Origin of the sequence: Kitasatospora sp. NPDC048407 (assembly GCF_043200475.1) — a bacterium.
In the GTDB taxonomy this organism is placed as follows: domain Bacteria; phylum Actinomycetota; class Actinomycetes; order Streptomycetales; family Streptomycetaceae; genus Kitasatospora.
Genome location: NZ_JBICXW010000011.1, coordinates 19,571 through 32,119 on the forward strand (window position 1 = coordinate 19,571; position 12,549 = coordinate 32,119).

The 12,549-nt window shown below is 70.5% G+C and carries 8 protein-coding genes; 3 read left to right on the forward strand and 5 right to left on the reverse strand.

The window, feature by feature from the left end; translation table 11 throughout:
* Nucleotides 1–7 precede the first annotated feature (7 nt).
* The 4 genes from ACGFWJ_RS20855 to ACGFWJ_RS20870 form a co-directional block, all read right to left on the reverse strand.
* Entirely contained in the window at nucleotides 8–901 is an 894-nt protein-coding gene (locus ACGFWJ_RS20855) for a carbohydrate ABC transporter permease (RefSeq protein WP_392951630.1), read from the reverse strand.
* A gap of 6 nt (nucleotides 902–907) precedes the next feature.
* The gene (locus ACGFWJ_RS20860) at nucleotides 908–1,855 is read right to left on the reverse strand and encodes a carbohydrate ABC transporter permease (protein ID WP_387646558.1); all 948 of its coding nucleotides are present in this window, start codon (nucleotides 1,853–1,855) and stop codon (nucleotides 908–910) included.
* Nucleotides 1,856–1,860: 5 nt separating this feature from the next.
* The gene (locus ACGFWJ_RS20865) at nucleotides 1,861–3,222 is read right to left on the reverse strand and encodes an extracellular solute-binding protein (RefSeq protein WP_392951633.1); all 1,362 of its coding nucleotides are present in this window, start codon (nucleotides 3,220–3,222) and stop codon (nucleotides 1,861–1,863) included.
* Nucleotides 3,223–3,349: 127 nt separating this feature from the next.
* Nucleotides 3,350–4,540: an ROK family transcriptional regulator gene (locus tag ACGFWJ_RS20870; protein ID WP_392951636.1), complete on the reverse strand. Its 1,191-nt coding sequence runs from the start codon at nucleotides 4,538–4,540 to the stop codon at nucleotides 3,350–3,352.
* A 304-nt stretch (nucleotides 4,541–4,844) separates the two neighbouring features.
* On the opposite strand from ACGFWJ_RS20870, the gene ACGFWJ_RS20875 reads away from it, so the two are divergent.
* Together ACGFWJ_RS20875 and ACGFWJ_RS20880 are read left to right on the forward strand one after the other, a co-directional pair.
* Nucleotides 4,845–7,475, forward strand: coding sequence for an SdrD B-like domain-containing protein (locus ACGFWJ_RS20875; RefSeq protein WP_392951639.1), 2,631 nt, complete (start codon nucleotides 4,845–4,847; stop codon nucleotides 7,473–7,475).
* Nucleotides 7,476–7,698: 223 nt separating this feature from the next.
* Nucleotides 7,699–10,338 (forward strand): SpaA isopeptide-forming pilin-related protein, encoded by a 2,640-nt coding sequence (locus ACGFWJ_RS20880; protein ID WP_392951641.1) that lies wholly within the window; start codon nucleotides 7,699–7,701, stop codon nucleotides 10,336–10,338.
* A 77-nt stretch (nucleotides 10,339–10,415) separates the two neighbouring features.
* On the opposite strand, the gene ACGFWJ_RS20885 is transcribed toward ACGFWJ_RS20880, so the two are convergent.
* Nucleotides 10,416–11,483 (reverse strand): mechanosensitive ion channel family protein, encoded by a 1,068-nt coding sequence (locus ACGFWJ_RS20885; protein ID WP_392951644.1) that lies wholly within the window; start codon nucleotides 11,481–11,483, stop codon nucleotides 10,416–10,418.
* Between the two features lie 308 nt (nucleotides 11,484–11,791).
* On the opposite strand from ACGFWJ_RS20885, the gene ACGFWJ_RS20890 reads away from it, so the two are divergent.
* On the forward strand, nucleotides 11,792–12,403 hold the full coding sequence (locus tag ACGFWJ_RS20890) for an HNH endonuclease (protein WP_387646544.1): 612 nt from the start codon (nucleotides 11,792–11,794) through the stop codon (nucleotides 12,401–12,403).
* The last annotated feature ends 146 nt before the right edge of the window (nucleotides 12,404–12,549 follow it).

Here is a 12,549-nt window from a genome sequence, read left to right on the forward strand (position 1 = left end):
GCGGACATCAGCCCTTGACCCCTGTCAGTGTGACGCCTTCGATGAAGGCGCGTTGCGCGAAGAAGAACAGAACGATCACCGGCGCCAGCACCAGCAGCGTGGCCGCCATGGTGAGGTTCCAGTTGGTGTGGTGGGCGCCCTTGAAGGACTCCAGGCCGTAACTCAGCGTCCAGGCGCCGGGGTTGTCGCTGGCGTAGATCTGCGGGCCGAAGTAGTCGTTCCAGCAGTAGAAGAACTGGAACAGCGCGACGGCGGCGACGGCGGGCTTCGCCATCGGCAGCACCACCCGCAGCAGGGTGCGCAGTTCGCCGCAGCCGTCGATCCGGGCGGCCTCCAGGTACTCCCGGGGAATCGTCAGCAGGAACTGGCGCAGCAGGAAGATGGAGAACGCGTCACCGAACGCCATCGGGACGATCAGCGGCCACAGCGAGCCGGTCAGGTGCAGCTGCTTCGCCCAGAACAGGTACATCGGGATGATCGTGACCTGCGGCGGCAGCATCATCATCGACACCACCGCCATCAGCGCCGGATTGCGGCCCCGGAAGCGGAACTTGGCGAGCGCGTACGCCACCGGCAGGCTGGAGGCGACGGTCAGCGCGGTGCCGGCCGCCGCGTACAGCAGGGTGTTGCGCCACCAGGTGAGGAAGCCGGGGGTGTTCCAGACCTTCTCGAAGTTCGACCACTGCCAGCGGGTGGGCCACAGGTCGGAGGTGAGCGCCTGGTGGTCCGTCATCACCGAGGTGAGGAAGACGAACACGAACGGCAGCAGGAAGAACAGCGCGGCGGCGATCGCCAGCGCGTGCACGGCCACCCAGTGGAGGGCGGCCCGGCGGCGGGCGGTGCGGGCGGCGGTGGAGACCGGGGCGGCGGCCTCGCGCGGCAGGGCGGGGGCGAGTGTCATCGGGGATCAGTCCTCCGCCAGGAATCCGGACCTGCGGCGCAGCAGGAGCGAGGTGAACGCCATCGACAGGGCGAACAGGATCACCGCGACCACGCAGGCCGAGCCGTAGTCGGAGCGCTGGAAGGCGAGGTTGTAGACCATCTGCGGCAGCGTCCAGGTCGAACCGGACGGGTACCCGGGCTCGAACTGCTGCCCGGAGCCGCCGATCACACCGGAGGCGACCTTTCCCGCGACGATCGCCTGCGTGTAGTACTGCATGGTCTGGATCACCCCGGTGACCACCGCGAACATCACGATCGGCGAGATGTTCGGCAGCGTGACGTACCGGAACCGCTGGAAGGCGCTCGCGCCGTCGAGTTCGGCCGCCTCGTACTGCTCCCTGGGGACGTCCAGCAGCGCCGCCATGAAGATCACCATCAGGTCGCCGATGCCCCACATGGCCAGCAGGGTCAGCGCCGGCTTCGACCAGGCCGGGTCGTTGAACCAGCCCGGCTGCGGCAGGCCAAGCTCGCCCAGCAGGTGGTTGACCGGGCCGGTGCCCGGGTTCAGCAGGAACGCGAACGCCATGGTGGCGGCCACCGGCGGCGCCAGGTAGGGCAGGTAGAAGGCGGTGCGGAAGAACCCGGCGCCGGACTTCACCTTGGTGATCAGCATCCCGATGCCGAGGCCGAACACCACCCGCAGGCTCACCATCACGGTGACCAGCCACAGGGTGTTGCCCAGGCCCTTCCAGAACGACGGGTACTTGGTGAACACGTACTCCCAGTTCCGCAGGCCGGAGAAGGTCGGCGCGAGGAACCCGTCGTAGTGCGTGAACGAGAAGTAGACCGTCGAGACCAGCGGGTACAGGAAGAAGACGCCGAACCCGATCAGCCACGGGGACAGGAACGCCAGCGTCCTGGCCCGCTCCCGCCGGCGCTTGGCCCGCAGCGCCGGCGGGACGGGGGTACTCACGACCGTCACCTCTTCGCCTGGTCGACGGCGTCGTCGATCTCCTTGGCGGTGGCCGTGAGCCCGGCCCTCAGGTCGGTGATCTTGCCGGACTCGACCTCGTAGCTGAGGTTCTGCAGCGAGATCTGGTAGGCGCCGCCGTTGACGCTGGCGGGGGTGGTCGAGGAGTTCGGGTTGCGCGCGATGTCCAGGAAGGTCCTGACGTTCGCGTCGGCCTCCAGCTTCGGCGAGTCCAGCGCGGCCAGGGTGCTCGGCACGTTGTGGATCGCGTTGGCGAAGGACACCACCGCGTCGGTGTCGGTGGTCAGGTACTTGACGAACTCCCAGGCCGCGGTGCGCTTCTTCGAACCGTTGGCGACACCGATGATGGTGCCGGTCTGGTAGCCGCGCCCGTAGGTGGAGGCCAGCTCGTCCGGCACCGGGAACGGCGCGGTCGCCCACTCGAAGGACGGCTTGTCGTCGGCCAGCGCGGCGGCCCGCCACTCGCCGTCCAGGCTCATCGCGACCTGCCCGGTGCTGAACGGATTCTTCGCGCTGTACTCGTCGCCGAAGCTCGTCCGGTACTTCTCCAGCTTCTCGAACCCGCCGAGCCGGTCGACGAGTTGCTTCTGCCAGGTCAGCTCGGCCGCCACCGTCGGGTCGGTCGCGACGTTGGACTTGCCGTCCGGGCCGAAGTAGCTGGAGCCGAACTGGCCGAGGTAGTGCGCGATCGGCGTCTCGTAGCCGTGGTAGTTCGGCATGAAGCCGAGCTGCTGGAAGGAGTCGCCGCTGGGGATCGTCAACTTCGCGGCGTCCTCGGCGAATTCGCTGAACGTCTTCGGCGGGCCGCTGATCCCGGCCTTCGCGAACGCGGTCCTGTTCCAGTACAGGCCGTAGGCGTCGCCGAGCAGCGGCAGGGTGCACTGATTGCCCTGGTACTGGCTGTACTTGAGCATCGCCGACGGGAAGGTCTTCGCCGGGTCGATGCCGTCCTTCGCCAGCATCGGCCCGAGGTCCGCGAACACGTGCGAGGAACAGAACTTGCCGACGTTGTCGGTGCTGAACGAGGACACCACGTCCGGCGCGTCCGGGCCGCCGGCCCGCAGCGCCTGCTCGCTCTTCTCGTCGGCGATGTCACCCCGCACCTTGACGTGGATGTTCGGGTGCAGCTTCTCGAAGGCGGCGACGTTGTCGTTGATCGCCTTCACCTCGTTGTCCTGGTTCCAGCCGTGCCAGAAGGTGATCGTCACGTCCTGCCCGGACGCCGAACCGTCCTCCGCGCCACCGGAGTCGGTGCCGGTGCAGGCGGAGGCCAGAACGGCCGTGCAGAGCGCGGCGGCGAGCGCGGCCAGCGGGCGGCGGGCGCGTGGGGAGCTGCGGGTGGTGTCCACGGGATTGCACTCCTGACGAGGGGTACGGGCGGCGGACCGGGCGGCCGGCACCCGTGCGGGGGAAGGGGAGCGGAACGTGCGGATCGGACGTGCGGGGCGGACGTTCGTGCTGCTCGGATCGGTGGTCTCAGCGGGTGCTGAACAGGGCGTCCCGGGTGGTCGCCAGCGCGCGTTGCAGAGCACCGGCCAGGACGGGCGACCCGGGGAGGGCGGACAGCCGGACCTCCGGCCGGGGGAGCGACATCCGGCCCAGCGCCTGCTGGACCAGCTCGCGCAGGCGCTCACCGCCGGCGGTCGGCGTCCCCCCGGAGAGCACCACCAGCTCCGGATCGACCACTGAGGCGATCACCGCCAGCCCGACCGCCAACCGCTCGGCCAGCTCCGCCAGGAACGCCTCGCCCTCCGGGGCGTCCAGGGCCGCGGCCACCGCCTGCGCCGCGTCGGCGCCTCGCAGCCCGTGGGCCCGGGCCAGCGCCAGCACCGCGGGCTCGCCGGCCAGGTCCTGGAACCCGCCGGAGTGCTTCCGGCGGGCGCTCAACGACACCGGCGCGCCGGGCACCGGCATGTAGCCGACCTCGCCCGCGCCGCCGGTGAACCCGCGGTGCAGCCGGCCCGCCAGCACGATCGCCGCGCCGATGCCCTCCTCGGCCCACAGCAGCACGAAGTCCTCGCACCCGGCCGCCGCGCCCACGGACTGCTCGGCCACCGCGGCCAGGTTCACGTCGTTCTCGATCGACACCGGCGCGCCGATCGCCGTCGCCAACTCCTCCAGCAGGCGCGGAGAGTGCCAGCCCGGCAGGTGCGAGGCGTACCGCAGCTTGCCGGTCACCGGGTCCGGCGCGCCGCCGATCCCTATCACCACCTCGCGCAGCGAACCCGGCGGGAGCTGCGCGCGGCGCACCGTCTCGGCGACCGCCTCCGCGACCCGCTCCACCGTCTTCGCCGCCGGCCAGCCCTTGCACGGCACCTGATGCTCCGCCAGCGTCACCCCGGTGATGTCGGCCACCGCGACCCGCACCGTCGTGCTGGTCACGTCCAGCCCCGCGACGTACCCCGCCGCCGGATTCACCTGGTACAGCTGGGCGTTGGGCCCCGGCCCGCCCGCGGTCGTCCCCACCGGCACCACCAGGCCGGCGGCCTCCAGCCGGGCCAGCAGCTGGGACGCGGTCGGCTTCGACAGGCCGGTCAGGCTGCCGATCTGGGTGCGGGACAATGGGCCGTTGGCGAGCAGCAGTTCCAGCGCGGCGCGGTCGTTTATGGCCCGGAGCAGGCTGGGCGTGCCGGCCAGCGGGGAACGGGAACTCTTCTGGGTGGTCACGGGCCCGATCATCCTCCATCCGGTGACGCCGACACGGCCAACTGTTAGGAAAGTTTCCAATCGCCGGGGCGCGGTTGTCAACGGTCGGATGCGCGTTCGTTACCGGAGTGTCGGCAGGGGTGGGTGGGGCGACCTCGGATCCCGGGAACTGACGGTCCGTCAGTCACCTTGTCAACAAAGCTCGTTACCCCTTTGTGGGGAAAGCGGAGGGCGCTGTTCCGAAGCCCGACCCGGACACGCTAACCTCCGTTGAATCGTGTGCCCGCTCCGGGGGAGCGGGCGCCGACAAGAGGAGGGGAGGAACGTGCAACTCAAGAGAAGCGGCTACCGGCGCTCCGCCGCACTGGCGGCATTACTCGCCGCCGGAATCGCCACCGGCCCCGCGGTCTCCGCGCCCGCCGCCACCGCGGACGGTTCGGTGACGGTGCGGGTGATCCGCGCGGTGGACGAGAGCGGGACGTGGTCGGGCGCGGCCATGGAGCCCGGCATGGCCGGCGTGACGGTGACGCTGACCGGCGAGGACGGCAGGGTCAGCGCCGCCGTCACCGCCGCCGACGGCACGGTGACGCTGAAGCCGAGCAAGTCGACCACCAGCGGCAAGTACCGCGTGGACGTGGTCAATCCGAAGCCGGGCGTGCTGTACCCGGCGTTCGCCTCCCACGAGGGTCTCGCGGGCGGGCCGGACAAGCTGAGCAGCAACACCGAGTTCGTCGACCTGTCGGCGGGCAAGACGGCCACCGTCACCACCGGCCTGTGGAACCCGTCCGACTACTGCCAGCAGAACGCCCCGCTGGCCACCGCCTGCCAGCCCGCGCTCACCGAACCGGCGAGCAAGCGCACCCTGCTGAGCTTCCCGTACCGGTCCCGGGGCGTGAACCAGGACGTCACCAACATCAGCACCTCGGGTGACACCGGCAACGTCTTCGGCATCGCCTGGAACCGGGACGACAGGCGGCTGTTCAGCTCCGCCCAGGCCAAGCGCGACGCGCCCTACGGCCCCGGCGGTGAGGGCGCGATCTACGTCACCGACCCGGCGGCGAAGACCACTTCGCTGTTCGCCACCGTCCCGGACGCGGGCAACACCCCGCACACCGCCGACGGCGACGTCGCCTACCTGACCGCGGCCGGCAAGGAGAGCCTCGGCGGGCTGAAGCTCACCGAGGACAACCGCGACCTGTACGTGGTCAACCTCAACAACCGCAAGCTGTACCGCTACGACGCCACGGCGGCCACCGCCTCCGCGCCGAAGGCCGTGTACCCGATTCCGGTCGCCGCCTGCCCGTCGGCGGACGACTGGCGGCCGTTCGGGCTCGGCATGCAGGACGGTGTCGGGTACGTCGGCGGTGTCTGCTCCGGCCAGTCCACCCAGAAGCTCGCCGACGTGCGGGCGATCGTGCTGCCGTTCGACCCGGCCACCGGCAAGTTCGGTGCGGCCGTGCTGAACCAGCCGATGGATCACCGCGGCACGCCCGCGAGCGTCTGCTCCGGCTACTTCTGGTACCCGTGGCGGGACACCAAGCCGACGGACGGCACCTGCTACACCTACGGGCAGCCCGAGCTCGGCGAGATCGGCTTCGAGACCGACGGCTCCATGCTGCTCTCGTTCCGCGACCGCTACTCCGACCAGTCCAGCGCGGTCTTCGGCGCCGAATACATGCTGACGGTCGCCTCCGGTGACCTCAACAAGGCGTGCAAGTCCGGCGACACCTACGTGCTGGACGTCAACCTCGGCTGCGGGATCACCACCCGCGGCAAGGGCTTCTACGACACCCGGCGCATCGGCGACGTGCACGCCTACGCCACCTATGCGGGCATGGCGCTGTCCAAGGTGGAGAACTCCATCGCCACCTCCGGCTACGACGTGATGGACCACGCGTGGTCGGCCGGCACCATGTTCACCCTCCGCAACGGAGCCCAGGACCCCGGGCAGGGCCAGGAACTCACCGACGGCACCTCGAAGTTCGGCAAGGCCGCGGCCATGGCCGACCTCGAAGTGCTCTGCGACAAGGCGCCGCTCCAGATCGGCAACCGGGTCTGGTACGACCCCGAGCGCTCGGGTCTCCAACTGCCGCAGCAGAAGCCGGTTCCGGGAGCCACCGTCAACCTGTACGACGCGGACGGCAAGAAGGTCGGCACCGCCAAGACCACGCCGCACGGTGAGTACTACTTCGACAACACCAACGTCACCGGCGGCCTGAAGCCCAAGACCGCGTACACGATCCGCCTGGACAACCCGGCGGACTACGCCAAGGGCGGCCCGCTGTACCACTGGGTCCCGACCAAGGACAACGTCGGCGACAACCGCCTGATCGACTCCGACGGCACCATCCCCAAGGGCGGCACGTACGTCGAGCGGAAGCTCACCACCAACGGCCCCGGTCAGAACGACCACAGCTTCGACTTCGGCTTCATGCAGCAGCAGGGCGCGCTGCGCCTGGTCAAGAACGACCAGGACGGCAAGCCGCTGCCCGGCGCCGTGTTCCAGCTGTGGCGCGAGACCAACGGCACCGAAGGCCTCCAGGCCGACGGTGACAAGCCGGACACCAAGGTCGGCGACCCGTGCACCACCGGCGACGACGGCACCTGCCACACCGTCACCGACAAGGGCACGTACTACTGGCAGGAGGTCACCCCGCCCAAGGGCTACCAGACCCCTGAGCAGCCTGTCCTCGGCCCGATCGTCCTCGACGACGACCACCTGGAAGCCGGCGTCACCACCACCGCCGTCAACCACATCATCCCCCCGCCGCCCACCACCCCGGCCCCCACCCCGACCCCGACGCCCACCCCGGCGCCGTCGTCGCAGCCCTCGGGCGGCCTGGCCTTCACCGGCATGAACGACACCGTCCTGACGTACACCCTGGTCGGCGGAGCGATCCTGCTCGTCGCCGGCGCGGGTCTGCTGATCGCGGTTCGCAAGCGCCGCACCCACTGACGCCCCGGCAGCAGTGACAGGGCCCCGGGACACTCTCCCGGGGCCCTTTCCGGTCCGAGCGAGGAACAGCCTGAGGCCCCGTCAAGCCGGCCGCCACACCCGCCTGTTGTTCTGTGGCGACGGAAGTGGAGGGCCAAGTTCCGAAGTTCGCGCCGGACCGCTAACCTCCGACACATCGACGTCCGCTCCGGGGGGAGCGGGCGCCGCGACAGGAGGGGAGAAGGTGCAAATCAAGAGAAGCGGTTATCGGCGTTCTGCCGCGCTGGCCGCTCTGCTGGCGGCCGGGATAGCCACGGGCCCGGCGGTCTCCGCGCCCGCCGCGACTGCGGATGGCTCGGTGACGGTGCGGGTGGTCCGCGCCGTTGACGAGAGCGGGACGTACAGCCCGGCGCTGGAGCCCGGCATGGCCGGGGTGACAGTCACGTTGACCGGCGAGGACGGCGCGGTGCGGACAGCCGTGACGGCGGCCGACGGCACGGTGACGCTGAAGCCGAGCAAGTCGACCACCAGCGGCAAGTACCGCGTGGACGTGGTCAATCCGAAGCCGGGCGTGCTGTACCCGGCGTTCGCGTCCCACGAGGGGCTGGCGGGCGGGCCGGGCAAGCTGAGCAGCAACACCGAGTTCGTCGACCTGTCGGCGGGCAAGCAGGCGACGCTGACGACCGGCCTGTGGAACCCGTCCGACTACTGCCAGCAGAACGCCCCGCTGGCGACGGCCTGCCAGCCCGCGATCATCGACCCGGCGGGCAAGCGGACCCTGCTGAGCTACCCGTACCGGTCCCGGGGCATCAACCAGGACGTCACCGACCTCAGCACCGCCACCGACACCGGCAACGTGTTCGGTATCGCCTGGGACCGGGACGGCCGGCGCCTGTTCAGCTCGGCCCAGGCCAAGCGCGACACCCGCTACGGCCCCGGCGGCCCGGGCGCGATCTACGTCACCGACCCGGGGACGAAGACCACCAAGCTGTTCACCACCGTCCCGGACGCCGGCAGCAGCGCACACGGCGGCGACCTCGACCCGGCGTTCATGGCGGCGCCCGGCAAGGAGAGCCTGGGCGGGCTGAAGCTCACCGAGGACGGCCACGACCTGTACGTGGTCAACCTCAACGACCGCAAGCTGTACCGCTACGACGCGACCACGGCCACGGCCGAGAAGCCCAAGGCGGTCTACAGCATCCCGACCCCCGCCGACTGCCCGTCGGCGGACGACTGGCGGCCGTTCGGCCTCGGCATGCAGGACGGCGTCGGGTACGTCGGCGGTGTCTGCTCCGGCCAGTCCACCCAGAAGCTCGCCGACGTGCGGGCGATCGTGCTGCCGTTCGACCCGGCCACCGGGAATTTCGGCGCCGCCGTCCTCAACCAGCCGCTCGACCACCGGGGTACTCCGGCGAGGATCTGCTCCGGCTACTACTGGTACCCGTGGACGGACGCCAGGCCGACCAGCGGAACCTGCAACTTCTACGGGCAGCCCGAGCTCGGCGAGATCGGCTTCGAGACGGACGGCTCCATGCTGCTGTCCTTCCGCGACCGCTATCCCGACCAGGCCAACTTCTATCCGAGTGCCGACAATCCGGCCCCGCCGGGCGGCGTGAGGGCGCTCGCGTCGGGTGACCTGAACAAGGCGTGCAAGTCCGGTGACAGCTACGTGATGGACGTCAACCTCGGCTGCGGGATGACCACCCGGGGCAAGGGTTTCTACGACGTAAGCCGGCTCAACAACTCGCACACCTACGCCACGTACGCGGGCATGGCGCTCTCCAAGGTCGAGAACTCCATCGCCAGCTCCGGCTACGACGTGCTCGAACACATCGTCACCGCCGGCACCATGTTCACCCTGCGCACCGGCGAGAAGGACCCGGGCATGGGCCAGGAACTCTCCGACGGCCGCTCCAGCTTCGGCAAGGGCGCGGCCATGGCGGACCTGGAGGTGCTCTGCGACCGGGCGCCGCTCCAGATCGGCAACCGGGTCTGGTACGACCCGGAGCGCTCGGGTCTCCAACTGCCGCAGCAGAAGCCGGTTCCGGGCGCGACCGTCAACCTGTACGACGCGGACGGCAAGAAGGTCGGCACGGCGAAGACCACCCCGCGCGGCGAGTACTACTTCGACAACACCAACGTCACGGGCGGACTCAAGCCCAACACGGCCTACACCATCCGCCTCGACAACCCCGCCGACTACGCGAAGGGCGGCCCGCTGTACCACTGGGTGCCGACCAAGGCGAACGTCGGTGACAGCCGCCTGATCGACTCCGACGGCACCGTCCCGAAGGGCGGTACCTACGTCGAGCGGGCGCTGAAGACCGGTGGCCCCGGTCAGAACGACCACACTTTCGACTTCGGCTTCATGCAGCAGCAGGGCGGACTGCGCCTGGTCAAGCACGACCAGGACGGCAAGCCGCTGCCCGGCGCGGTGTTCCAGCTGTGGCGCGAATCCAACGGCACCGAGGGCTTGCAGCAGGACGCCGACACCAAGGTCGGTGACCCGTGCACCACCGGCGAGGACGGCACCTGCACCACCAACGCCGACAAGGGCACGTACTACTGGCAGGAGGTCACCCCGCCCAAGGGCTACCAGGCCCCTGAACAGCCCGTCCTCGGCCCGGTCGTCCTCGACGACGACCACCTCGACGCCGGGATCACCACCACCGCCGTCAACCAGCTGATCCCCCCGCCGCCCACCACCCCGGCCCCCACCCCGAAGCCGGAACAGCCGTCGCAGAACGGCTCGCAGCCGTCGGGCGGCAGCCTGGCCTACACGGGCACGAACGACACGGTCCTGACGTACGCCCTGACCGCCGGAGCGATCCTGCTTCTCGCGGGCACCGGTCTCTTGATCGCCGTCCGCAGGCGCCGCGCCTGACCAGGCGGACAGCAGACGGCCGGGGCCCGGAGAGTGCGAACTCCCCGGGCCCCGGCCGTCGTTGTACGGCAAAGCGCCTACGCCTGGGGCGGTATCGGCTTGGCCGCCAGCGACCGCGCCGAGCTGGGGTCAGCCAGCGCGGACGGCGGCAGGATCTCGGGGGCGGGGGCCTGGGCGGGGACGGCGGCGGCCGCCTCCTCCTTGAGCTTGACGCCGGCCAGGTCGAACGCGGCCTTGATGCGCAGCCGCAGCGCGCGGGAGACCTGCGCGGACTTGCCGGGCGTGCAGCGGGCCTCGATCCGCAGCTCGACCGAGTCGACGGCGACCGATTCGATGCCGAGGACCTTGACCCGGCCCCAGATCAGCTCGTCGTAGGGGGATTCCTTGGAGAGTTGCTCGGCGGCCTCGGTGACCAGCAGTTCGACCCGCTCCAGGTCCTCCTTGTAGCCGACCTGGACGTCCACCGAGGCGGTGCCCCAGCCCTGGCTCATGTTGGCGATCCGCTTGACCTCGCCGTTGCGGATGTACCAGATCTCGCCGGCGGAGCCGCGCAGCTTGGTGACCCGCAGGCCGACCTCCAGCACGGTGCCGGTGGCGACGCCGGTGTCGATCTCGTCGCCTACGCCGTACTGGTCCTCCATGATCATGAAGACGCCGGAGAGGAAGTCGGTGACCAGGTTGCGCGCGCCGAAACCGATCGCCACACCCGCCACACCGGCGGAGGCCAGCAGCGGCGCGAGGTCCACGCCGAGCACCGACAGGGCCATCAGCGAGGCGGTGCCGAGGATGCTGAAGGACGACACCGAGCGCAGCACCGAGCCGATCGCCTCGGAACGCTGCTGGCGGCGCTCGGTGTTGACGACGCCGCTGTTGGCCAGCAGCCCGCCGATCACGCCGTGGTCGTTGTCCGCCTCGGCGGGGCGGCCCATCCGGGCGACCAGCTTGTCGATGACCTTGCGGACCACCGCCCGCAGTATCAGCGCGAGCAGCAGGATGAAGACGATCCGCAGCCCGTCGATCAGCCAGCCCTGCCAGTTGTCGTCGAGCCAGCTGGCGGCCTGCCGGGTGGAGTCGGTCACATCGGCGGCACTGGTGGGCAGGTTGAACGTCGGCGTCGTGGGGTCGGGGGAAGAGTCGGCGAGCATCGCCCCACTCTAGGGCCTGCCGTGCGGGCCCCCACGCCCCCGTTCACCCGCCCGGACGGCCCGTCAGACCGGTTCCGGCCACCGTCCGCGCCGCCCCGGCCACGGTGGGTGCAGGTGGGCCCCGAGCTGGGCATACCGCCTATGGGCGGCAGTGCGGGGTCCACCCGGGCGTGCGGCCCGTTCACAGAGAAATGGTGGCGTCGTACGAGGGCGTAAGGCGACACTGAGGGAGATCGCGTCCCGCAGGGGGCACGATCGCCCGCTCGACTCGGCGCGAGCCACGCGCCGCAGGCGTCCAAGGAGGCCCCGTGCCGCATGTCCTTGTCCTCAACGCGTCGTACGAGCCACTCGGTGTCGTCTCGATGCGACGCGCACTCATCCTGGTCCTCAACCACAAGGCGATCGCCCTGGAGGACGCGGGAACCACTCTGCACAGCGCCACCAGCGCCGTTCCGGCGCCGTCCGTCGTCAAGCTGACCCGTTTCGTGCGGGTTCCCTACCGAGGCCCCGTGCCGCTCACCCGGCGCGCGCTGTTCGCCCGCGACCACGGGCGGTGCGTGTACTGCGGGGCTGCCGCCACCAGTGTCGACCACGTGATCCCGCGCAGCCGGGGCGGTCAGCACCGGTGGGACAACGTGGTGGCGGCCTGCCGCCGCTGCAACCACACCAAGGCCGACCGGCACCTCGCCGACCTCGGCTGGCGGATGAAGCGCCCCCCGGCCGCGCCCAGCGGCCTGGCCTGGCGGGTCATCGGCACCGGGATCAAGGATCCGCGCTGGCGGCCCTACCTGGAGCCGTACGGCGGCCTCGACCAGTTCCGGGACTTCGAGCACCACGACCATCCGGAGCTGGCCGTTCCGTCCCCGGTCCGCACCCGTCCCGTCCGACGCGGCGAGCAGCACGCTCCGCTCTCCGCCTGACCAGACAAGGGCCTGCCCGACACGACATTCGGTACGCCTCATGGGCCGCCGGCGCACCCCGCAGCGGGAGCGTCGGCGGCCCGCCGTGTATCCGGCCGGCCGGTGACCAGGGCCTGTCCGGCCGACAGACCTAGCCGGTGACCAGG